This window comes from Nonomuraea rhizosphaerae (assembly GCF_019396405.1).
Lineage (GTDB): Bacteria > Actinomycetota > Actinomycetes > Streptosporangiales > Streptosporangiaceae > Nonomuraea > Nonomuraea rhizosphaerae.
In genome coordinates, this window is the sequence record NZ_JAHKRL010000277.1 from 20,266 (window position 1) to 43,619 (window position 23,354).

Consider the following 23,354-nt stretch of genomic DNA (forward strand, 5'->3'; position numbering starts at 1 on the left):
TGTGGATGAAACTGGTGCCTGTCACGGCACTCCTCGCCGCGGTCACGCTGACCGTACCCGCTCACGCCGCTCCCACCACCCCCGTGGGCGGCGATCTGCTGGGCAGCCGCGGCCTGGTGAAGCCCACCGGCATCAAGGCGCCACCGAAGACCAAGGCGACCTCGTACGTGATCGCCGACCTGGAGACCGGCGAGGTGCTCGCGGCCAAGGACCCGCACGGCCGCTACCTGCCCGCCAGCACGCTCAAGACGCTGACGGCGCTCACGCTCATCCCCAAGCTGGACAAGAACCTCAAGGTCAAGCCCAGCCGCAAGGCGGTCAACCAGGAGGGCACCGCCGTCGGCCTGACGACCAAGCCGATCTACAAGGTCGAGGACCTGTTCAAGGCGCTGATGATGTCGTCGGGCAACGACGCGGCGATGGCGCTGGCCGAGGCGAACGGCAGCCTGTCCAAGACCATGAGCGACATGAACGCCGAGGCCAGGCGCCTCCAGGCGAACGACACCGTGGCCAAGACGCCCAGCGGCCTGGACAAGCCGGGGCAGAGCAGCTCGGCCTACGACTTGGCGCTCATCGCCCGAGCCGGCCTGTCCGATCCCGATTTTCGTCGATATATCAGCACAAAGACCGCTCGCTTTCCGGCGCCCAAGAAGTGGTACGAGATCAGCAACCACAACAAGCTCCTGTGGCGCTACAAGGGCATGATCGGCGTCAAGAACGGCTGGACGTCCAAGGCCCAGGGCAGCTTCGTCGGCGCCGCCACCCGCGGCGGCCACACGGTCATCGTCACGATCATGCGCCACGACGGCTACTTCTGGGACGAGGTCTGCGACCTGCTCGACTGGGGCTTCCGCGCGCGCGGCAAGGTCACGGCGGTCGGGCGGCTGGTCGAGCCGCTGCCTGCCCAGCTGCCCGTCCAGGCCACCCCCGCGCCGGTCGTCACCGGGCCGGCCGTCAGCGCGCCGCCCGCGTCCTCGGTGCCGCTGCTGGACAACGCGGCCTCGAAGCAGACGGACTCCACCAGGGTGGTGGGCTCGGTCGTGATCGGGGGCGGGCTGCTGTTCGGGCTGGTGTGGCTGGGGTACGGCATCCGGCGGCGGCGCGGCTCGAAGCTCTGACCCTCCCCCCTGTCATACCTGCCATTCGTCGTCGCGGAGCAGCTCGATCAGCCCGACGGCCTCCCCCGCATGTCCCTGTCCGGCCACGCCTCGGCGTCCTTGACACACGCCGCTGGAGTGGTCGTACCGGTAGAGACGCCGAGGCCCCCTTGTCGCCGCGTCCCGGCTGCTCGTCCGCCTGCTCCAGGAACCCGGCCTCGGCGAGCGCGTGCAGCGGCACCAGGTCGCCGCTTCCCAAGACAAGTTGGGAAATCAGCTCCCGTTGGAGGGAATCGGCGAGGGGGAGGGCGGCGGGTGCAGCCCGGCCGTGGCGGTCCAGGCGGCCACGTACATGACGAGCCGGGCGGAGAAGTTGATCCAGATCAGCAGTCCGACCATGACGGCGAACGTCCCGTAGATCGGGTTCGACAGGGTCTGCGCCAGCAGCAGCGACGCCACCTGCTTGAGCACCGCGAACCCGATGGCCCCCAGCAGCGCCCCCATCGCCAGCACCTTGAACGGCTGGTCCGACTTGGCCACGAACCCCAGCACGATCAGGAACAGCACCCAGTCGGCGCCCACCCCCGCCGCCACCCCCACGAGCCAGAGCGTCCCGGTCGTCACCGGCGCGCTGCCCAGCCCGAGGAACTCCGCGACCGCGGTCGTCGCCTGCGTGGCGAACCCGCCGACCAGCACCGACACGATCAGCGTGAACCCCAGCATCAGCAGGGTGAGCAGGTCACGGAGCTTGCCGATGAAGAAGTTCGGCGGCGGGGCCGTGGTCATGTACATGTCCCGCAGCGCCCCGCGCAGCGCGTCGACCGCGCCGAGCCCCGCGTACAGGAGGCCGAGCAGACCGATGATCCCCGCCGTGGCCTTGGCGTTCGCGATGCTCTTCAGGTCGAGCTGGTTGGACAGGCCGGGCAGCTGCTCCTTGATGGCCGTCTCCAGCGCGTAGATCACGTTCTGGTCCTCGGACAGGACGTAGCCGAAGATCGCGTACGCGAGCGCGATCAGCGGGAAGAACGACAGGAACGCGAAGTACGTCACCGCACCCGCGAGCCGGTCGCCGAAGCGCAACTGGTAGCGCTGGACGGTCCTGATCAAGTGGTCGACCCATGGGCGGCGGATGCGCCAGTACTCCACGATGCGACCGGCCCGGGCCTTGATCGACTCGACGCGTGTCATCACGTTCGCCATCACTGTGCCGTCGCGCCGCCTTCCGAGATCCCCACCCTGGCCCGGGTATCTGCCCCGGTTACCGCCCTTGTACCACGTACGAGGGGATCAGCCGCGCATCCGACAACGGCTTGTCACGGCGACTCGTCCGGCCTCCGTCCAACGGCGGTGCTCAGTGCCTGGCCGCTCGCACGGCGCGACTTGTGCAGTGTTCGTCAGGGTGACACTGTTACGGCGTCTGTCAGCGCACTGTTGTCACGGCACGTGCCGACTCAGCCAGCGCGGCGAGCACTTCTGTCACGTCGTGATGCAGCAGCCTGCCGCCCCTCTTCACCACGCGCCCGGCGACGAGGACGGTGTCGACCGCGCTGGTGTCCGCGTTGAGCACCACCGCGCCGATCGGGTCGTACGCCGCCGCCATGCCCAGCGTGTCCGTACGGAGCAGCACCAGGTCAGCCTGCTTGCCCGGCCGCAGCGACCCCACCTCGTCGCCGAGCCCCACGACCCGGGCGCCCTCGATGGTGGCGATCCTGAGCGCGTCCCGGGTGTCGAACCCCATCCCCTGCCCGTCCGGCCGCCCTCGTTCCATCGCGAACGCCGCCCTCATCAGGCTGAACATGTCCCCCGGCGAGCATGCCACGGTGTCGATGCTGAGCGACGTCGGCAACCCGGCCGCCAGCGCCCGCCCGGTGATCGGATACCCGATGCCGAGGCCCATCTCGTCGATCGGCGACACGGACACGTTCCCGCCGCTGCCGGCGATGGCCTTGAGCTGGTCGTCGGTGTAGTGGTTGGCGTGCACGTACGTCGTCCGCGGCCCGAACAGCCCGTTGTCCGCCAGGAAGGCCAGCCCCTCGGTCGCGCTCCTCGGACCGTGCCCGCCGAGATGCGCGGTGACGGGCAGGTCGAGGTCGCGGGCCAGCCGCCATTCCCGCAGCGCCACCTCCGGCCCGGCGATCTCCGGCCCCATCGCGGCGATCACCATGCTGAGCAGCCCCGTCGTACCGAAGTGCACGTCATGGACCCGCCGCCCCTCCTCCGCCAGCCGCTCGGGCGGACCGCCGTGGCAGTACCCGAAAACCGCCCGGATGCCCGACTCGCGCAGCGCCCGTACGGCGGCGTCGGTGTGCTCAGGCGTGAACTGCACGTGCGACCAGTCGAGCAGCGTGGTGATCCCCGCGCCGAGGCACTCCAGCGCGCCGGCCAGGTTCCCCGCGTGGACGTCCTCGGGGCGGTAGGCGGGGGCGAGCTCGCGGATGATCCGCCGCAGGTAGCCGTCGAACGTGGTGTCGGGCACGACCGCCCTGATCCCCGCCTGCCAGGTGTGCCGATGACTGTCCACGAAGCCGGGCAGCACGATCATCCCGCTCGCGTCGACGACCTCCACCTCCTCGCCATCGACTCCCCGACCACCGGCCTCCCTTGTACCGACGCTTTGGCCACCACCCCCTCCACCGCTCCCCTCGCGACCGCCCCTTTCCCCACCGACCGCTCGGCCACCGCCCCTTTCGCCACAAACCGTTCCGCCGACAGCCTTGTCGCCGCCGATCCCTTCACGGCCGGTCCTTTCGCCTCCGGTCCTTTCGCCTCCGACTCCCGTGCCGTTGCCGACTCCTGTGCCGTTGGCGAGGTCCGGCCCGACCGCCGCGATCCTGCCGTCCTCGATCCGCACGTCCACCCGCCCCAGCACCACAGGCTGCGGCTCGGTGTCGACGACGATCCCACCCTTGATCACAGTAACTGTCACACCCAAAAGCTTAGAAAGAAGCTTTTCAGAAAGCAATATGTCACCAAGTATCCTCGATCGCATGAAGCACGACGAGGTGGACGCGCTGGTCCCCCGCTGGCAGTCCATGGACATGTCGCCGTCGCTCATCGCCAGCCTGGAGCTGAGCAAGCGCATGTCCCGCCTCAACCTGCTCTTCGAGACTGCGGTCAAGGCGGAACTGGCGGAGCTCGGGCTGACGTACGCCGAGTTCGACGTCCTGGCCGCCCTCGCCCGCACCGGCCCCCCGCACCGTCTCAAGCCGAGCGAGCTGTCGAAGTCACTCCTGCTGACGTCCGGCGGCACCAGCAACGTCCTCCAGCGCCTGACCGCCGCCGGCTACGTGGAACGCGAGGCCAACCCCGGCGATGCCCGCAGCCGCTGGGTCCAGCTCACCCCCGACGGCCTGCGCCTGGCCAACACCGCGCTGGTGGCCTCAGGCAAGGCCCACGACGAGGCGATGGCCGGAGTTCCCGAGGAGGCGATCCGCGAGGCCGCGGACGCCCTCCGCGAGATCCTGGCGACCGTCGGCCGCCGCCGCTTCCGCTGACCCACCCCGCCACCTGTCCCCGCTCGACATCCGGCCCCCGCCTCGGACCACCACCTGCCTCGCCCTTCCCTCAAATGCCCGCCCTTCGTCCCTCAAGTGCCCGCCCTTCTCTCAAGCTGGCAGCGTCGATCCCAGGTTCAGCGGTGCTCTCCCGATCCACCGCCGCGTCTCAAAGCCTGGAGTCATGACGAACCAGCACATCGCCCTCATCACCGGCGCCAACAAGGGCGTCGGCTACGCGACCGCCCGCGAACTCGCTCGGACCGGACACGTCGTACTCCTCGGAGCCCGCAACCACGAACGAGGCACCGAAGCCGCAGCGTCGCTGTCCGGAGAAGGGCTGGACGTCCGGTTCGTACCTCTCGATGTCACCGACCTCGCCACCATCGAGGCCGCCGCCGCGTACATCGACGCCGAGTTCGGCCGGCTGGACATCCTCGTCAACAACGCCGCGATCACCCACGACCGCCCGCACAAGCCAAGTGAGCTGCCTGTTGCGGCGCTGCGAAAGGTGTACGAGACGAACGTGCTCGGCGTCGTCGCCGTCACCAACGCCATGCTGCCGCTGCTGCGCAGGTCACAAGCCGGGCGCATCGCCAACGTGTCGAGCGGGCTGGGAACGTTCGCGTTCCTGACGGACGCCGACTCGCCGTTCCGGGAGTACGGGCAGCTGCTCGGCTACAACTCCTCCAAGGCCGCGCTGAACGCGATCACCCTCATCTACGCCGCAGAGCTGGCAGACACCCGGATATCGGTCAACGCGGTGTCGCCGGGCTTCTGCGCCACGGACCTCAACGGCCACCGAGGCGTCCTCAGCGCCGCCGAGGGCGGGGCGAACATCGCCCGCCAACTCACCGAACCGGTCACAGGAGCCTTCCTCAGCGAAACCGGCGGCACCGTCCCGTGGTGACAGCCGTCAGCGACCCCTGCGACGCCCCCAGGCCTCCCCGAGGCCCCTCCCCCTACAACGACGGACTCCAACAGACGGAGAGCCCGCAACACGTGTACCCAGCGCACAGGGGACAGGCGCACAAGACGGGCGCACGGCCGTCCGGCCCACTATCGAGCACACAAAAGTGCGGCAGCGCCAGCGGCGGTAGCAGTGGCGGTGCGCCCGGCTGCCGTCACTGTCGCTCCTTCTCCACGTACGGTGGGAAGGCGCGTTCGGCGGCTGCGCCGATGGCCGCGACCTGCGGTTCGTCGAGCCGCGTCCCGTGCTGGACGATCCACCCGCGCACCCGCCGGGCCCGCAGCAGCGTGACCCCGGACACGAGTAACGCTCCCCAGCGCGGCAGCTTGGCCCCGTGCACCGCCACCACCGCCGTCACCTGGACCGGCCGTCCCATCGCCGTGCCCAGCGCGTCGGCCACCTTGCGCGTCTCGTACGTGACCGCGCGCACGGTGGAATCGGCCGGTCTGCCCCCGATCCACAGCCGTCCTTTGCCGCTCGATATGCGGGTGTGGCGATGCCAGGCCTTGGAGTCGACCACGAACACCCCTGGCGGGCCGATCACCAGGTGATCAACGTTCGCCTTGGAGCGTGGCAGGGCCCTGTCGTGCAGCACGACGTATCCGCGCCGCTCCAACGGCCGCAGTAACCGCGCGGTGGCGCGCTCTCCTCGCGCGCCCTTGCGCCACGCCGTCGTGGACGAGTGCGTACGCCATTCCCGCACGGCATCGGCGACCGCCACGACCGCCGCCGCGAGCAGCCCGATCCGCCAGTCCCACAGCCAGGCGACCACGGCGAGGACGGCGATGGCGAGCAGCGCCCGCGCCGACCATCGGCGGACGCGGCCCGCGCTCAGCCGCGCCCGATATTGTGCGTACGCCGAAGCACCGGCACCAGCCGTCCGAGAACGAACCATGGCGAGCCTCCGTACGCCGAGAACGCGACCAAAGCTACGCGGCGCCGCCGACAATTTCCGCGAGAAATCGACATGGGAATGAATGCCGAAGAGGCCCGCGCGAGATTTCACCGCGAACGAATTGCCCGCCTCGCCACCACGGACGCCCAGAACACCCCTCACCTGGTGCCCGTAACCTTCGCGGCGCTCGGCGACCGGGTGATGATAGCCATCGACCACAAACCCAAAACCACCACAGATCTCCGGCGACTACGAAATATCCGCGAGAACGCGACGGTGTCGCTATTGGTGGACCACTACGAAGAAGATTGGGCGCAATTGTGGTGGGTTCGCGCGGACGGCCACGCCCGCATCGTCGAGGCCGGCCCCGACCACCATCACGCCGTCGACGCCCTCACCGAGAAGTACAGCCAGTATCGACGGCGGCGCCCGGCCGGCCCGGTGATCGTCGTGACCGTGACCCGCTGGTCGGGGTGGGCATACACGAGCTAACCGCCAGGCGGGCAGACGGCGGCGTGATCTCGCAGTAGCCTGAGACCAGAGAGCCCCGGCGCGGGGAAGCACCGGGGCTCTCCCCATGCCGATCGCAAGACGACCCAGGCGATGTCCGTCTCGGCGTCCACACCGATGTCCGCACCGATGTCCGCACCGACGTCCCACGCCGACGCCCACGCCGACGTCCGCCCGAACGTCCGTTCCGACGTCCGCGCCGATGCCCGCCCTGACATCCGCTCCGACGTCTACCTGAAGCACCGCCTCGACCACCGCGAGACACCTGCGGAACGCGCACGGGACGACCCGCAGGACATCTGCGAATTGCGGCAACAACTCAGGCACCCGATTGCGGCGGGTCCGCCGTTCCACTTCCATGTGATCCCATGACCGTCCCCCGCGAGGATCTCAGCGCCACCCTCAAGCGCTACCTGGCCGCCCATCCCGACCGCGCCGACGAGGTTCTCCCCTTGGCCGAGGCCCTGGACGGCGGCCTCGACGGCGGCCTCGATCCGGTCTGGCGCAAGACGTTCCCGCTGCACGTCACCTGCGGCGGCGTCGCCGTCAACAGGGACGGGAACGTCCTGATGATCCAGTATCGGGTGGACGAGGGCTGGCGGCTGCCCGGCGGTCACGTCCTGTCCACCGATCGCACCCTGTACGACGCGGCGATGCGTGGCCTGGAGGAGGGCACCGGCGTTCCCTGGCGGGATATCGCCATTCCTCCGGATATTTCGCTGTCGGATGTCGTTCCGGTGGACATCGCCATTGTGGAGGTCCCGGCGAATGCCGCGCTGCGCGAGCCCGCGCATCTGCACGCCGACTTCCGCTACGTCTTCCACGAGAAGAAGAGCAGGTTCTGCCTCGAACCTGTGGAGGTTATGGCCTTCGACTGGTTCCCGCCTGTTGAGCAGCCGCTGATCCGATGGTTGGAGCCGCAACAGTTCTAATTTTATTGATCTTTCGTGCGTTATCCTCCGATTGTGACGGGGGAAGGTGACGAGGTGATCGACGGCCGATATCGGCGCATCGAGCCGGTCGGCACCGGCGGGATGGGCAAGGTGTGGCGGGCCCACGACGAGTTCCTCGACCGCGAGGTCGCCATCAAGGAAATTCTGTTCCCGCCCGGCATGGGCGCCGCCGAACGCGAGTCGTTCGGCAAACGCGCGATGCGCGAGGCCCGCTCGGCGGCCCGGCTCAACCATCCGGGCATCGTCACCGTGTACGACGTCATCACCCACGACGACGCTCCGGCGATCGTGATGGAGTTCGTCCGCGGGCCGTCCCTGGAGCAGACCGTCGCCCGTCAGGGGCGCCTGCCCGCGGCCGAGGTCGCGCGGATCGGCGCGCTGATGCTGGACGCGCTGGCCGAGGCCCACGCGGCCGGGATCGTCCACCGCGACCTGAAGCCCGCCAACGTGCTGCTGGCCGGCAAGCGCGTGATCATCACCGACTTCGGGATCGCCCGGCTCGCCGGGGACCCGACGTTGACCACGGCCGGGACGTTGATCGGCACCCCGGCGTTCATGGCACCGGAACAGGCGCACGGCCGGCCGGTCACCCCCGCGTGCGACCTGTGGTCGCTGGGGGCGACCCTGTACGCGGCGGTCGAGGGGCGTCCGCCGTACACCGGTGACACCCTCATAGCGATCCTGTCGGCGCTGCTGAGCCGCGACCCCGCTCCGGTCGTGCACGCCGGGCCGCTGGAGCCCGTACTGAACGGTCTGCTGCGCAAGGACCCCACCCAGCGGATGGACGCCGACCGGACCGCCCAGGCGCTCGCCGCGATCACCACCTCACCACCGCAGAACGCGACGCCCCCGCCGACCGCACCGACCTCGACGACGCGAACGCCGCCCCAGACACCGGCTCGCACACCGCCCCAAACACCACCAAGGACACCGCCCCCGGACGAGAACGCCGCCCCGCTCCCCCAAGAAGCCCTCGGCCCTCCCCAGAGCACGGATCGCCGCCCCCGCCCGTCCCGCCGCGCCCTGCTGCTCGGCGGCGCCAGCGTCATGGCCGCCGTCGCCGTGTCGGCCACGATCGCCGCCGTCCGCATCTCCGAGGCCGGCACCACGAACCAGTCCATCTCCGCCACCACCGCCTGGACCTACCACACGGCGGCCGTGGACTCCGTGGCGTTCAGCCCGGACGGCTCGACCCTGGCGAGCGGCTCCCGTGACGGCTCCGTACGCCTGTGGAGCATGAGCACCCGCCGCCCCACCGCCGTCCTCCGGAGCGACGACTTCGGCGAGGTCTGGTCGGTCGCCTTCAGCCCCTGGAGCAAGATCGTGGCCGGCGGCGGCTACGACGGCACAGGACGCCTCTGGGACACCGCGACGAGCGAGAACCCGATCACCCTCAAGGGCCACACCGGCCCGATCTGGTCGATCACCTTCAGCCCGGACGGCAAGTCGCTGGCCACCGGCGGCGACGACGGCACCGTACGGGTGTGGAACGCCGGCACGGGCCAGGGCTACGTCCCGCGCACCTTCACCGGCAAGATCCGCGCCGTGGCCTTCAGCCCGGACGGCAAGACCGTGGCCAGCGCGGGCGACGACAGTACGGGCAGGCTGTGGGACGTGGCGACGGGCACGACCGTCGCCACCCTGACCGGCCACACCGACTACGTCGGCGCCGTCGCGTTCAGCCCGGACGGCGCCACCCTGGCGACGGGCAGCGGCGACCGGACCGTACGACTGTGGAAAGTCCCCTGACCGGCCCGCGCAATCGAGAAACTCCCCTGACCGGCCCGTACAACCGAAAAAGTCCCCTGACCGGTCAGAGCTTCGGCAGGAAGCCGACCCTGTCCCGGACCATGGCCATGGTCTCGCGCGCCACCGCGCCGGCCCGCTCGGCCCCGATGGCCAGCAGCCGGTCGAGCTCCGCCTCGTCGCCCAGCAGCTTCTCGGTGCGCTCGCGGATGGGCGTGAACGTCTCGATCACGGCCTCCGCCACGTCCTTCTTGAACGTGCCGTAACCCTGCCCCTCGTACCGCGCCACGAGGGCGTCGATGGGCGTGCCGGTGAGGGCGGACTGGATGCGCAGCAGGTTGGAGATGCCCGGCTTGTTCTCCTCGTCGAACAGCACCTCCGAGCCCGTGTCCGTCACCGCGCGCATCACCTTCTTGCGCAGCGGGCCGGGCTGTTCGAGGACGTCCAGGATGCCGGCGGGGCTGGAGGACGACTTGGACATCTTCGCCGTGGGCTCCTGGAGGTCGGTGATCTTCTCGACCTCCTTGGGGATGTACGGCTCAGGCAGGGTGAAGGTGTCGCCGTAGCGGTGGTTGAAGCGCTGGGCCAGGTCGCGGGTCAGCTCCAGGTGCTGCTTCTGGTCGGCGCCAACGGGCACGCTGTTGGCCTGGTAGAGCAGGATGTCGGCGGCCTGGAGGATCGGGTAGGTGAAGAGGCCGACGCTGGCCGCGTTCTCCCCGTATTTAGCGGACTTGTCCTTGAACTGGGTCATCCGGGCCGCCTCGCCCATCCCCGTCAGGCAGATCAGCACCCAGGCCAGCTCCGTGTGCTCGCGTACCTGCGACTGCACGAACACCGTGGAGCGCTCCGGGTCGAGCCCGGCGGCGAAGAGCTGGGCGGCGGCGACGCGCGTACGGCGGCGCAGCGCCTCGGCCTCGGTGGGCACGGTGATCGCGTGCAGGTCCACCACGCAGTAGAAGGCGTCATGCGTGTCCTGCAACGTCACCCACTGGCGAAGCGCACCCAGGTAGTTGCCCAGGTGGAACGAGTCAGCGGTGGGTTGGATGCCGGAGAGCACGCGAGGTCTGGCCATAGCAGGCAATTGTGTCAGGAATCCTGCTCGGGCGGCGACTCGGCCACCTGACGGCGTTTCACTCTCACCCGGGCGATACGGCGGCCGTCCAGCTCGATCACGGTCAGCGTGAAGCCGGGCACCTCCACCACCTCACCGACGGCGGCCACGTGGCCGAGCACGGCCATGACGAACCCGCCCAGCGTCTCGTACGGGCCGTCGGCCAGGCGGATGCCGGTCTGGGAGGCGAAGTCGTTGAGGTTCGTCAGGCCGTCGATCTCCAGCTCGCCCGCCGGGAGCACCACGGTGTCGCCCTCGACGTCGTACTCGTCCCTGATGTCGCCGATGAGCTCCTCGACCAGGTCCTCCAGGGTGACGATGCCGGCCGTCCCGCCGTACTCGTCGACGACGATGGCCAGGTGGTGCCCCTCGTCGCGCATCTCCGACAGCGTGGTGAGGATGCGTTTGGAGGCCGGTACGAGCTTGACCGGCCGGATCGGCACCAGCTCGCTGATCGGCTCGATCCGGCCCACGAGCACCGGGTCGAGCAGGTCTCTGACGTGCACGAATCCGATGACCTCGTCGTACGACTCGCGATACACCGGGAAGCGCGAGTGCGGCAGCCCGGAGGCGAGCACCGCGGCCTCGGCCAGCGTCGTGTCGGCCTCCATGAACTCCACCTCGGTGCGCGGCAGCATCACCTCCCGGAGCTGCCGCTTGCCCGCCGCGAACACCTCGGCGATCAGCTTGCGCTCGTCGGCGGTCAGGTCGGTGTGGCCGACCACCATGTCGCGCAGCTCCTCGGTGGTGACCTCCTCCCGGTCGGCCTCGGGGTTGCCGCCGAGCAGCTTGACCACGCCGTCGGTGGACTTCGACAGCGCCCAGATGATCGGGCGCGACAGCGAGGCGATGCGGTCGAGGAACGGCGCCACGACCAGCGACAGCCCCTCGGCCCGTTGCAGGGCCAGGCGTTTGGGCGCCAGCTCGCCGAGGACGAGCGACACGTACGAGATGGCCAGCGTCACCAGCACGAGGGCGAGGACGGGGGCGAGGGGCTCGGGGACGTTCCAGCCTTCGAGCACGGGCTCGAGCTGCATGCCGAGCCGGTCGGCGCCAAACGCGGCCGACAGCATGGTGGCGACGGTCACGCCGATCTGCACGGCGGACAGGAAGCGGTTCGGGTCACGGGCGAGCTTGGCGACCCGCTCGCCGCGACGGCCTTTTTGGGCGAGCTTGCGTACTTGGCTCTCCCTCAGGGAGACCATCGCCATCTCGGCGGCGGCGAAAAAGCCGCCGACCAGGATGAAGAGCAGGACCAGGGCGATGTTGGCCGCGAGGGTGTCAAACATGGTGGTTGGCAGCCTACGCGTCCGCTTTCCCGCGTATGCTGAACAGCGAGCCGTACAAAATCAAACATATATCCACAGGAGTGAACATGCGGTTGCTGGTCACCGGAGGCGCGGGTTACGTCGGCAGCGTCGTCGCGGCGCGGCTTGTCGAGGCGGGCCACGAGGTGACCGTGCTCGACGACCTGTCCACCGGCCACGAGGACGCGGTGCCGCCAGGTGCGCGGTTCGTGCGCGCATCGATCACCGAGGCGCACGACGTGCTCGCCGACAAGGACGCGGTGCTGCACTTCGCGGCCAGGTCACTGGTCGGCGAGTCGGTGGAGAAGCCGGGCCTGTACTGGGCGAACAATCTGGGCGGCACGCTGGCCCTGCTCGACGCGATGCGGGCGCAGGGGGTCGGCTCGATCGTGTTCTCCTCCACGGCGGCCACGTACGGCGAGCCCGAGCGCTCCCCCATCCTGGAGACCGACCCGACAAGGCCGACGAACCCCTACGGAGCCTCCAAACTGGCCGTGGACACCGCTCTGTCCGCCTATGCGGACATCAGCGGCCTAGGTGCGGTGAGCCTGCGCTACTTCAACGTGGCGGGCGCGTACGGCCGTTTCCGCGAGCGCCACACCATCGAGACCCATCTCATCCCGAACGTGCTCAAGGTGGCCACGGGCGAGCGGGAGTCGGTCAAGGTGTTCGGCACGGACTACGCGACCCCGGACGGCACCTGCGTCCGCGACTACATCCACGTCCAGGACCTGGCGACCGCCCACCTGCTCGCGCTGGAGGCGGCGACGCCGGGCGAGCACAAGATCTACAACCTGGGCAGCGGCACCGGGTTCTCGGTCCAGGAGGTCGTCTCGGTCTGCCGCGAGGTCACCGGCCACGCGATCCCGGCGGAGGTCGGTCCGCGCCGCGCGGGCGACCCCGCGGTCCTGGTCGCCTCGTCGGAGAAGATCCGCCGGGAGCTCGGCTGGAAGCCGGAGAAGGCCGAGCTCAGCCGCATGGTCGAGGATGCGTGGGGAGCGCTTTCTGGAAAGTCTGGATGACACCGCGTCATATGTGCTGTGATACCGAAATGTGAGGAGCTTTTCACCAAGGGTCACCAAGCTGCTCTTCGCTGTGCTCATAGCGCTGGGCAGCCTCACAGCGGCGGCAGGCGTCCTGTTCGCGACACCGACGCCGAAAGGACCGCCCGCGGGGCCGACCGCTGTCGTCACGCGCTACTCGGCCCCACCGAACCCGTGAGGGAGCCGCTGTCGGCTCTGCGCGCTCGAACGGCCCACTGTGCGCACGTAACGGCGCCCGGCCCCGCATCACCGGAGGAGCGTTCCCCTGGACAGTCGCCGGCCCTGGTCGGCGAGTGGGGCCGGCCCATGCCGGCCGTAAAAAGAAAGCCGTAAAAAAGAAATAGGCGCACGCCCATGACAGACGCGCGCCTATAGGCATACTTCGGGTCAGATCAGGCCCAGTTCCTTGACCGCGTCGCGCTCCTCCGCGAGCTCGCGGACGCTGGCGTCGATGCGCTCGCGCGAGAAGGCGTCGATCTCCAGCCCCTGGATGATCTCGAACCGCCCGCCCGCCGCCCGCACCGGGAACGACGAGATCAGCCCCTCGGCCACCCCGTACGACCCGTCGGACACCACGGCGGCCGACGTCCACTCGGTCCCGTTGACCCAGTCGTACACGTGGTCGACCGCGGCGTTGGCGGCCGACGCGGCCGAGGACGCCCCACGGGCCTCGATGATCGCGGCGCCGCGCTTGGCCACCGTCGGGATGAACGTCTCCCGCAGCCACTCCCCGTCCACCTGCTCGGCCGCGATCTTGCCGCCGACCTCGGCGTGGTAGAGGTCCGGGTACTGGGTGGCGGAGTGGTTGCCCCAGATGGTCATGTTCTTGATCTCGGTGACCGGGACCTGGAGCTTGGCGGCGAGCTGCGACAGCGCGCGGTTGTGGTCGAGGCGGGTCATCGCGGTGAAGCGGTCGGCCGGGACGTCGGGCGCGTTGCGCTGGGCGATGAGCGCGTTGGTGTTGGCCGGGTTGCCCACGACCAGGACCCTGATGTCGTCGGCGGCGTGGTCGTTGATCGCCTTGCCCTGCGGGCCGAAGATGCCGCCGTTGGCGCCGAGCAGGTCGCCGCGCTCCATGCCCGCCTTGCGCGGCATGGCGCCGACCAGCAGCGCGATGTTGGCGCCGTCGAACGACACGTTGGGGTCGTCGGTGATCTCGATGCCGGACAGCAGCGGGAACGCGCAGTCGTCGAGCTCCATGGCGGTGCCCTCGGCCGCCTTCACCGCCTGCGGGATCTCCAGCAGGCTGAGCTTGATCGGCACATCCGCGCCAAGCAGCTGGCCCGACGCGATGCGGAACAGCAGTGCGTAGCCGATCTGACCGGCGGCTCCGGTGACGGTCACCTTGACGGGCGTGGCCATGGCCTTCCCCTAACTCGCAGGATGATTCATTGACCTTCGGATGCTACCCGTTCCCCCTCAGCAGGGTTCCATCACGGGTACCCTCTCCTCCGGCCTGAACTCCACATTGGGGAAGTACTTCGCCAGAAGGTCCTTGACGACGCCCTTCTTGTACAGGTCGGCGATCACGCCCTTGACCGCGACACAGGTCTTCGCGTCGCCCTTCCTGATGCCGACGGCGTAGCGCTCGTTGTTGAGCTTGGCCCCGAGGATCTTGAAGCGCTGGTTCTCGCGGCTGGCGAACCCCGCCAGGATCAGGTCCTCGCCCGGCACCGCGACGACCTTGCCGCTCCTGAGGAGGTCCATGCACTGGGCGTAGTCCGTGGCCGGGACGAGCGCGACCTTCACCTTGTCCTGCACGGCGCCGACGGACGGGCTGTCGGGGGCGCACATCCTCCTGCCCTTGAGGTCGGCGATGGAGTCGATGGGGGCGTCCGGGTCGTTGTCGCTGACGAGGACGTCGTGGTGGGCGACGTAGTACGGGCCGGCGAACTCGACGTCGTCCTTGTCGATGGAGTACGTGGCGATGACGAGGTCCACCTTGCCGTCGGCCAGCTCCTGCTCCCGATCGGCCTTGGGCAGCCTGACGAACTCCGTCTGCTTGGCCCCCAGCTCGGAGGCGATCCGCCCGGCCAGGTCGATGTCGAAGCCCTCGAAGCGGCCGTCACGTTGCAGGGCGACGCCGGGCAGGTCCCCCTTCACCCCAATCACGATTTTTCCGGTCTTGGAGACCTTGTCGGCTACCGAGTTGAACGTCCCGGGCTGCGATGGGCCGTCCCCGCGCGTCGGGGTCGGCGCGGGGGTGAGGTTGAACGCGATCTGCGCCCATCCGTTCAGCACCGCGACCAGCACCGTCGCGGCGATCAGCACGGCGGCGACGACGAGGGCGATCCAAAACGTACGCCGCCCCGAACCGGGCACGATCGTGTCGGAGTCACGACGGGCGGGCGGGGAGCCGTCGGCCGGAGGAAGGCTCTCGGGCGGGACGGTGCCCTGGACGGGGGCCGCCGCCGTGACGGGACTCGGGGCCGCGGGGCTGGAAAAGGGACCCGCGCCCGTCACCCACGGGATGGGCTCGCCACCCGTCACCGCCGACTGCTCCGGCGGATGCAGCAACGACCGCGCCACGGGCTGCGACGCCGGCCCGGCGCCGGTCTGCGGACCCGACTCGGCTCCCGTCCGCGGACTCACGGGACGGTGCACCGAGCCGGTGTGAGGCATCACACCGGAGCTGGAACCGGCCTGGGCCTGCGGGGCCGACGCACCCGGGCCCGCACCCGTACTCGCGATCGCGCCTGTGCCTGTGCCTGTGCCGACCGTCCCCGCCGACACCCTCGTGAACGGCGTGGTGTCGTCGCTGGCCACCTGCACGCCCCGCGTCAGCACCGCTGTGGACGCCCCCGTCGTCTCCTCCGTCTGCCCCAGCAGCCGCAGCAGGATCTGGTCGGCCGACGGGCGTTCGTCCGGCGACTTGCTCAGCGCCGACCGCACCACCCCGCGCAGCGGCTCGGGGAGCATGCTGACGTCGACCTCGTGGTTCAGGATCCGGTTGAGCACGACCGCGATCGAGTTGCCCTCGAACACGGTCTCCCCGGTGGCCGCGAACGCGATCGTCGCCCCCCAGGCGAACACGTCCGTGTACGGCCCGATGTCGTCGCCGGCGATCTGCTCGGGCGCCATGTACGCGGGCGTCCCGATGGCCCGGCTGGTGATGGTGCCGCTGGAGTCGATGATCCTGGCGATGCCGAAGTCGACCACGCGCGGCCCGTCGGGGGCGATCAGCACGTTGTCGGGCTTGAAGTCGCGGTGCACGATCGAGGCGTGGTGGATGGCGGTCAGCGCCGTCGCGGTGCCGATGGCCAGCCGGTCGAGCGGCGTCCCGCGCAGCGGCCCGTCGTTGTCGACGATGTCGCGCAGCGCGCGCCCGTCGATGTACTCGCTGGCGATGTACGGCGTGTCGCCGTCGAGGTCGGCCTCGATCACCCGGGCGGTGCAGAACGACGCCACCCGTTGCGCCGCCTTCAGCTCCCTCGCGAACCGCGACCTGGCGATCGTGTCACCGCTGAACTTGACATGCAGCAGCTTGATCGCCGCCTGCTCCCCTTCGTCGGTGACGCCCAGGTAGACGATGCCCTGGCCGCCCTCCCCGATCCGGCCGGTCAGCCGGAACGACCCCAGCATGCTCGGGTCGCCCGCGACCAGCGGCGAGATCTGCGGCATTCGTCTTCCCCACGTCCAAACAAAGCCCGACGACGCAAACTTTACGACGCTCAGTAAGCTCTCAGGGAACCGTTAACCGTTCGTGACGTCACGGTTTGTCGCCAGGAGCAGTATGGCGACCCGAGATCACCCGTGGGCAAGAAAAGCACAAACGAGGCAATAATGCGCGCATTCGACATCGTATTGTTCGGAGCGAGCGGCTTCACCGGCGCACTCACCGCCGCGCGGCTCGCTCGTGTCGCAGGGCCTGACGTGCGCTGGGCGCTGGCCGGCCGCGACCGCGCCAAGCTGGAGCGACTCGGCCTCGACGTGCCGATCCTCATCGCCGATGCCACCGACCCGGCCTCTCTGGCGGCCATCGCCCGCCAGACCCGCGTCCTCGTCACCACCGTCGGTCCTTACATCCGGTACGGCGAGCCGCTCGTCGCCGCCTGCGCCGAGGCCGGCACCCACTACCTCGACCTGACCGGCGAGCCGGAGTTCGTCGACCGTATGTACACGCGCTACGACGCCCTGGCCGCCTCCACCGGCGCCAAACTGGTCCACGCCTGCGGCTTCGACTCCATCCCGTGGGACCTGGGCGTGCTGCACACGGTCTCCCAACTGCCCGAGGGGGTTCCCCTCAAGGTCAGCGGATTCCTGCGGGTCCACGGCAGCCCGTCAGGCGGCACCCTGGCCTCGGTGCTGTCGATCGCCTCCCGCCCGCTCGGCGGGCTCGCCGCCGCCACCCAGCGCCGCTCGGCCGAACCCCGCCCACCCGGCCGCCGGATCAGCGCGACGTCCGGCGTCCTGCGCTACGTGGGCGGCTGGGCCCTGCCGATGCCCACCGTGGACCCCCAGATCGTCGGCCACTCCGCCCGCCTCCTCGACCGCTACGGCCCCGACTTCACTTACCGCCAGTACTTGGCCGTGAAGCAGCTCCCCGCCGCCCTCGCAGTGGTCGCCGGCGCGAGCACCCTGGTCACGCTCGCCCAGATCCCCCCGGTACGGGACTTGCTGGCCGGCCGTGTCACCCCCGGCACCGGGCCGTCCCCCGAACAACGGTCCCGCAACTGGTTCAAGGCCACCTTCCTCGGCCAGGGCGGCGGGGAGCGCGTCGTCACCGAGGTCGCGGGCGGCGACCCCGGCTACGACGAGACAGCCGTGATGCTGTCGGAAGCGGCCCTCTGCCTCGCCTTCGACGACGTCCCCGACCGAGCCGGCGGCCAGCTCACCACAGCCTCAGCCATGGGCCGGCCGCTGATCGACCGTCTGCACAAGGCCGGCATCACCTTCAGCACGCGAGAGCCGGCGGCGTAGTTCAGTACGCGAGGGCCCGCGTCTTGAACGACGTCTTCAGGAACGGCGACTTGAACTTCGGAAACGCCACACTCGCCGCGTCCCCATCCGACGTGTACCGCATATCCGGATTGGCCTTCAGCCAGTCGAGCCACGCCACGGAGCAGAACTGCTTGCAGTCCCCCTTCTTCTCCATGGCCCGGATGCGCGGGATCCCCATCGGGTTGAACGACTTGCTGAACGGCGCGGGCGCGGGCGTGTAACCCGCCAGAAAAGCGCCGCTGTGCTTGTAGACGGCGTCGCCGAGCTTGCCGTGCAGGGCCCACTCCTTGTTACGCGGCTGGTTCCCGTACGGCAGCGCGATGGTCACCGGATTGACGGTGGACATCGAGCTGACCATCTTCTGAATGCTGCCGATCTGCTCCTCGACCTGCTTGTGCGTACGCGTGCGCAGGTCGAAGTGGTCGCGCGTGTGGTTGCCGATGTCGAACCCGTTGTCCTTGAGCCAGAGCAGCATCTGCGCCTGCTCGTCGGTCGTCGTCTTGCCGAACATGTCCCGCGTGACGTACATCGTCGCCACCGGCCGGAACCCCGGATTCTTCGCCGCCACGTCCCGCAATATGGCTATGGCGGTGTCCGGCCGCAGATTCCCCATCTCATCCAGCGTGAGCTGCGACGGCGACGAGTCATCAAAGGTCAGCACCACCGCGTGCTTCCCCGCCGGAATATCGATCTTCCCCGTGACGTACTCCGCCGCTGTTACGGGCACGTACCCATCCTTGACCAGCCGCTCCAGATCACTCCTGAACTGCTGCGGCGTCCGGTCGTCCGTGGTGGCGGGTTTGTTGATCACCCGGTGGAACATCAGCACCGGGATCTGCCCCAGCTCGTTCGCCTTCACCTTCGCCGCCGCCGCCAGCTTGGCCGCCCTGGTCTGCTTCAGCTTCGCCGCCGTGTCGGCCTTGGCGCTCACCGCCTTGGTGGCCGGCTCCTCACTGCAGCCGCACAGGATCGCCGCGACCACGACCAGCCCCACTCCACTCATGAAACGCAGCCGCATCAGTAACCCCCCGTGACGCTTACGACTGTTTACGTAAGTGCTCTTACCCAGGAGATCAACCCCGCCACGCCCTGACAAAGCCAAGAGATGCCCCAGAAAATCCGACAACACCCCCTAAGGCATGGCCATGAGCTGCCAAAACCGCCCTAGCTACACAAAGACCTCTCTCTGGCTAGAACAATTAAGCCACCTTCCTCGATGGCCTCTCGCTCGCTTCGTCGATCTGCAGAATGTAATGGGCGGGATTGGCGGCGAAGGCGGTCTCGTCCAGGACGCCGACCGCGACACCGTTCGAGATCGGCCTGTCGGGGGCTCAGGCAGATAGAGCCGCCCTTCCAGCAGCGCCCAGCCGGCCGGGGACCGGCGAGGGTCACCCGATCCGGCCCGCGATCCCGCCGCAATGCCGCTGCGCCCGCTGAGCCGACGCCCTTTCGACAACGCCGGTCGCATCGGCGATCAGCACGCCGCCAGAGCCGAGCCGGTCCCCCAACTCGTCGAAGACGTCCGTTTCATAAGATCGCCTTGTTGGCGCAGGACGGTGTCCTGGCGGACGAGGAGTCGTAGCCAAGCAGGACCTACGGGGACAGCGAGGCGAAGAGGGCGGCGAGAGAAGTCCGGTTTTCAGGAGTGAATCCGACTTTGAGGTCAGTGCCGAGGCAGGGCCCCGGCGTTCTTGAGTTTTGATGAGGTATGGCGCGGTTGAGGGTTTCGGCAGGTGGCATACGAAAGAGCGCGACTTCTGGTGATCCTTCAGGTCTCCAAACCGCAGGATCGTCGCAGGAGTCGCGCTCGTGTCCCCATCTTCTCTGACCAGCCCTCGTCCCGTCCCGTGGCTTGACCAGATCGCCGACCTGGCGCTGTGGGAAGCGGAACTGGCCGCCGACCCGGTCGTGGTGGAATCGGCGCTGATGCGCCGGTTGGCGACGGTGCCCGATCAGCGCTCGTCCTGTGGGCTGCGGCATCCGCTGGTGGTTGTCTTGACGTTGACCGCGTGCGCCACCCTGGTGGTCGGCGGTGACAGCGTGGCGGCGATCTGGCAGTGGGCTACCCGGATCTCTCAACGGGCGCTTCAGCGGCTGGGCGCCTACCGCGATCCGTTCACCGGGCTGTTCACCGTCCCGAGCGAACGGACCTTCCGCCGGGTCCTGGCCGAGCTGGACGCCGACGCACTGGACACCGCGATCAGCGGCTATGTCGCCGATGTCGTCCGTCATCAGGCGCCCGTGCCGCAGATCTCCGACACCCCCGGCCCCGCCGAGCGGGAACAGCGCCGCGCGGCAGCGCGGCAGCTCACTCATCCGGCCCCGCCCGGCCTGCGGCCCGCGGCGACGCTGGATGGCAAGGCGCTGCGCGGGGCACGCACCGCCGAGGGCGGGCGAGTCTTCCTGGTCGGCGCGATCAGCCACGAGCACGGCGTGATCCTGGGCCAATGCCAGGTCGCCGACAAGAAGGGCGAGGGCCCCGCCGCCCGCGCCCTGCTGTCCCGCCTGCCGATGGAGGGGATGGTCCTGACTCTGGACGCGTTGCACACCACCAAGACCACCGCCCGCCTGATCACGGCGATGGGCGGCCACTACGTCCTCATCGTGAAGGGCAACCAGCCGCTGACCCGCGCCGCCGCACACGCCCTGCTGTCCGGACCGGATGCCGAATGGACCGCCACCACCGCCATCGATGACGATCACGGGCACGGCCGTACCGAGCGCCGCATCATCCGCACCGGCCCCGCCGATGACGGTCTCTTCCCTGGCGCCCGGCAAGCCTTCCGGCTCCGCCGCGACGTCGGCGAGCTGGACCGGCCCCCGGACGGCCCCCTGGACCAGCAAAGAGATCGTGTTCGGTATCACCAGCCTGCCTGCCGACCTGGCAGGTCCCGTCCACCTCAACCACTACGAGCGCCGGCACTGGTGTGTGGAAAATCGGCTGCACTGGGTCAGGGACGTGACGTTCAGCGAGGAACATTCCCAGGTCAGGACGGGTACCGCGCCCAGAGCTCTGGCCGGCTTCCGGAATCTGGCGATCAGTACCGTCCGCCTGGCCGGCCGCGCGAACATCGCCCACGCCCGCCGCGACCTTCTCAACCACGATGCCGCCCTCGCTGTCTACAACATCTGATCGCGGGATGGAATGGGACGGAACAATTCAACGCCGGGGCCCTGAGTGCCGAGGGGCGGTTCCTGGCTGCGGGAGTTCCTGTCCGCCACGCGAAGCCCACATGGCCACGACTTGAGCGGGTGTGGCTATCGGCAGGCGCACAACCCGGCCCAAGACGCCACCCGTCCGCTTGTGGAACGTTCGCTCACCGTCGACCCTCGGGCCTCATGAGGGATAGTCCGAGCACCTTGCGCACCCGTGAATGCTTGCGAGTGGGTTCTGGATCATGGACTCGCGCTACTAACCTCGGTAACTCGGCCGGCATTTCGTTCCTGAAGATCGTTAATAGAGAAAGGTGCCTCCGACCTGCGATGATCGGATTGCCTAGATCACGAGATCGCAGAGAAACGGATGCACCTTTCGGGTGAACGCTACGGCATGGGACCGCCGCTTGTCTGTTCGAGGGGACGGTAAGGGGCTCGTCGGACATGCGGGAGCCGTGCTCCTGCGCAAATGCGCTGATCAGAGTGGGTTAACAGGGGCGCTGGGCGGGGTGTTCGCCCGGCTGGGCGGCTCGCCGGTGTGGGACCGGGGCGTGGTGCTGGTCCAACTCGCGGTGGCGATCGCGCTGGGCGCCACCAGCATGCGGCAGATCGCTCTGCTGGCCCACCAGGAGCAGCTCTTCGGCAAGCCACCCTCGGACTCCACCGTGCGGCGGGCGCTGGAGCCCGTCGGGACGTCGGAGCAGCTGCAGGTCTGGATCGCCCGGGTTCGGGCGCGGGTGCGGCGACACGTGTGGCAGTTGGTCGCCGCGACCGAGACGGGATTTCCCTGGCTGCAGATAGCGGGAAAGGTGCTGACCGGCTGGATCGTGATCGACCTGGACGCCACGCTGATCACCGCACATTCCGGCAAACAGGGCGCTTCGGCGACATTCAAGAAGGGCTTTGGGTTTCATCCGCTGGCCGCCTGGTGCGCCAACACGCACGAATCGCTGGCGATGCTGCTGCGCACCGGATCGGCCGGCTCCAACACCGTGGCCGACCACGTACGCGTGCTCACCGAAGCCATCAGGCAGATCCCCGAGCCCTTCCGGGGCAAGATCTGGATCAGGATCGACGGCGCGGGCGCCACCCATGAGCTGGTCGAACACATGAAGGGCTTGAACACCACCCGGCGCACCGTCCGCTTCACCGTCGGCTGGAAGATCACCGGCACCGACGAGAGCGCGATCGCCAACCTGCCCGAGAGCGCCTGGCAGGCCGCCATCCGCCAGGACGGCGAGGTCCACGCGCACGCACAGGTGGCCGAACTGACCGGCCTGGACGAACGCGCTGCGCTGTGGGGCGTCCGGTTGCTGGTCCGCCGCGTACGCCCCTCGGCCCGCGACACGGCACAGCTCACCGCGCTGGAGAAGAAGACCGGCTTCAAGTACGCGATCACCGCCACCAACCTCGGCCCTCGCGGCCTGCGCGGCATCCCCGGCAGCCACCAGCTCGCCTTCATCGACGCCGTCCACCGTGATCACGCCGAGGTCGAGGACCGGGTGCGCACGAACAAGGCCATGGGGCTGCGCAACCTGCCGTCCAAGACGTGGAACGTCAACGTCGGCTGGGTCCTGACCTGCAATCTCGCCGCCGATCTCGCCGCCGATCTCGACGCCTGGACCCGGCTGCTCGGCCTGCACGACGACGCCGAGCTGGCTCGCGCCGAGCCGCAGACCCTCCGCTTCTGCCTGTGGCACCTGCCCGCCCGGCTGGTCTCTCACGCCCGCCGGCGGATCCTGAAGATCAGCGCCACCTGGCCGTGGACGAACGCCTTCCTGATCTGCTGGCAGCGTCTGTGCGCTCTGCCAGCGCCTATCTGACCAGTGCGAACGCCTACCGTCGATCCCAGAGAGGAGCGATGGCATCCCCCAAGCGGCCCGTGGAACCGCCGTCCGCCCGAGCGTCTCGGGTAGACCGCCGTACCACCCGCCTGGATTGAACAGGACGATCAGACAGAAACCTCTATCAGCCGAAACTGATCAGGAGGGACGACCACCTCGTGTAGGGTCGGGGGCTGGCGCGGTGGCGTCTCATGGCGGTAGGGCCTGGGGCCTTCATGTTCCGCCGGTTTCCCGGTCGGTTGTGCCACCCCAGTGACCGTGGCCAGGTTCGTTGCTCCGTTTCCAGT

General features: G+C 69.1%; 19 protein-coding genes. 11 read left to right on the forward strand and 8 right to left on the reverse strand.

Annotated elements, in window-relative coordinates; translation table 11 throughout:
• Positions 1-5 precede the first annotated feature (5 nt).
• On the forward strand, positions 6-1,118 hold the full coding sequence (locus tag KME77_RS13940) for a D-alanyl-D-alanine carboxypeptidase family protein (RefSeq protein WP_246609729.1): 1,113 nt from the start codon (positions 6-8) through the stop codon (positions 1,116-1,118).
• Positions 1,119-1,370: 252 nt separating this feature from the next.
• On the opposite strand, the gene KME77_RS13945 is transcribed toward KME77_RS13940, so the two are convergent.
• Positions 1,371-2,285, reverse strand: a complete 915-nt coding sequence (locus tag KME77_RS13945; protein WP_246609730.1) for a YihY/virulence factor BrkB family protein — start codon at positions 2,283-2,285, stop codon at positions 1,371-1,373.
• Between the two features lie 232 nt (positions 2,286-2,517).
• Positions 2,518-4,179: an amidohydrolase family protein gene (locus KME77_RS13950; protein ID WP_308250695.1), complete on the reverse strand. Its 1,662-nt coding sequence runs from the start codon at positions 4,177-4,179 to the stop codon at positions 2,518-2,520.
• On the opposite strand from KME77_RS13950, the gene KME77_RS13955 reads away from it, so the two are divergent.
• Complete coding sequence (locus KME77_RS13955) at positions 4,085-4,591, forward strand: MarR family winged helix-turn-helix transcriptional regulator (RefSeq protein ID WP_219466858.1); 507 nt, start codon at positions 4,085-4,087, stop codon at positions 4,589-4,591. The two genes, KME77_RS13950 and KME77_RS13955, sit on opposite strands and share 95 nt — an antisense overlap.
• 184 nt (positions 4,592-4,775) lie before the next feature.
• Positions 4,776-5,501 (forward strand): SDR family oxidoreductase, encoded by a 726-nt coding sequence (locus tag KME77_RS13960; protein WP_219466860.1) that lies wholly within the window; start codon positions 4,776-4,778, stop codon positions 5,499-5,501.
• Between the two features lie 214 nt (positions 5,502-5,715).
• Here KME77_RS13960 and KME77_RS13965 read toward each other — a convergent pair whose 3' ends face one another.
• Positions 5,716-6,456 carry a nuclease-related domain-containing protein gene (locus KME77_RS13965; RefSeq protein ID WP_219466862.1) on the reverse strand — a complete coding sequence of 247 codons (741 nt, stop codon included), beginning with the start codon at positions 6,454-6,456 and terminating at the stop codon, positions 5,716-5,718.
• 78 nt (positions 6,457-6,534) lie between these two features.
• Between KME77_RS13965 and KME77_RS13970 the strand changes: the two genes are divergently transcribed.
• From KME77_RS13970 to KME77_RS30300, 4 genes are all read left to right on the forward strand, one after another.
• On the forward strand, positions 6,535-6,948 hold the full coding sequence (locus KME77_RS13970; protein ID WP_308250696.1) for a TIGR03668 family PPOX class F420-dependent oxidoreductase: 414 nt from the start codon (positions 6,535-6,537) through the stop codon (positions 6,946-6,948).
• A 111-nt stretch (positions 6,949-7,059) separates the two neighbouring features.
• Positions 7,060-7,338, forward strand: a complete 279-nt coding sequence (locus tag KME77_RS13975) for a hypothetical protein (RefSeq protein WP_219466872.1) — start codon at positions 7,060-7,062, stop codon at positions 7,336-7,338.
• Entirely contained in the window at positions 7,335-7,898 is a 564-nt protein-coding gene (locus tag KME77_RS13980; protein WP_219466875.1) for an NUDIX domain-containing protein, read from the forward strand. The genes KME77_RS13975 and KME77_RS13980 overlap by 4 nt, the downstream gene beginning before the upstream one ends.
• 33 nt (positions 7,899-7,931) lie before the next feature.
• Complete coding sequence (locus KME77_RS30300) at positions 7,932-9,668, forward strand: WD40 repeat domain-containing serine/threonine protein kinase (RefSeq protein WP_219466880.1); 1,737 nt, start codon at positions 7,932-7,934, stop codon at positions 9,666-9,668.
• Positions 9,669-9,732: 64 nt separating this feature from the next.
• Here the strand turns inward: KME77_RS30300 and trpS are convergent, their stop codons facing one another.
• Complete coding sequence (gene trpS / locus KME77_RS13990) at positions 9,733-10,737, reverse strand: tryptophan--tRNA ligase (protein WP_219466883.1); 1,005 nt, start codon at positions 10,735-10,737, stop codon at positions 9,733-9,735.
• A 14-nt stretch (positions 10,738-10,751) separates the two neighbouring features.
• Positions 10,752-12,065: a hemolysin family protein gene (locus tag KME77_RS13995; RefSeq protein ID WP_219466886.1), complete on the reverse strand. Its 1,314-nt coding sequence runs from the start codon at positions 12,063-12,065 to the stop codon at positions 10,752-10,754.
• Positions 12,066-12,151: 86 nt separating this feature from the next.
• Between KME77_RS13995 and galE the strand changes: the two genes are divergently transcribed.
• Positions 12,152-13,105, forward strand: a complete 954-nt coding sequence (galE, locus tag KME77_RS14000; RefSeq protein WP_219466888.1) for a UDP-glucose 4-epimerase GalE — start codon at positions 12,152-12,154, stop codon at positions 13,103-13,105.
• A gap of 408 nt (positions 13,106-13,513) precedes the next feature.
• Here the strand turns inward: galE and KME77_RS14005 are convergent, their stop codons facing one another.
• Entirely contained in the window at positions 13,514-14,488 is a 975-nt protein-coding gene (locus tag KME77_RS14005) for a malate dehydrogenase (RefSeq protein ID WP_219466891.1), read from the reverse strand.
• Positions 14,489-14,545: 57 nt separating this feature from the next.
• Positions 14,546-16,747: a serine/threonine-protein kinase gene (locus KME77_RS14010; protein ID WP_219466894.1), complete on the reverse strand. Its 2,202-nt coding sequence runs from the start codon at positions 16,745-16,747 to the stop codon at positions 14,546-14,548.
• A 159-nt stretch (positions 16,748-16,906) separates the two neighbouring features.
• Here KME77_RS14010 and KME77_RS14015 point away from each other — a divergent pair, with 159 nt between their 5' ends.
• Positions 16,907-18,046 (forward strand): saccharopine dehydrogenase family protein, encoded by a 1,140-nt coding sequence (locus KME77_RS14015; RefSeq protein WP_219466904.1) that lies wholly within the window; start codon positions 16,907-16,909, stop codon positions 18,044-18,046.
• A gap of 1 nt (position 18,047) precedes the next feature.
• On the opposite strand, the gene KME77_RS14020 is transcribed toward KME77_RS14015, so the two are convergent.
• Positions 18,048-19,085: a polysaccharide deacetylase family protein gene (locus KME77_RS14020; protein WP_219466896.1), complete on the reverse strand. Its 1,038-nt coding sequence runs from the start codon at positions 19,083-19,085 to the stop codon at positions 18,048-18,050.
• A gap of 791 nt (positions 19,086-19,876) precedes the next feature.
• Here KME77_RS14020 and KME77_RS14025 point away from each other — a divergent pair.
• A complete protein-coding gene (locus KME77_RS14025) occupies positions 19,877-21,607 on the forward strand; it encodes an ISAs1 family transposase (RefSeq protein WP_219466898.1) in 1,731 nt (576 codons plus the stop codon).
• Positions 21,568-23,046, forward strand: a complete 1,479-nt coding sequence (locus KME77_RS14030; RefSeq protein WP_308250697.1) for an IS1380 family transposase — start codon at positions 21,568-21,570, stop codon at positions 23,044-23,046. The genes KME77_RS14025 and KME77_RS14030 overlap by 40 nt, the downstream gene beginning before the upstream one ends.
• Positions 23,047-23,354: the final 308 nt, after the last annotated feature.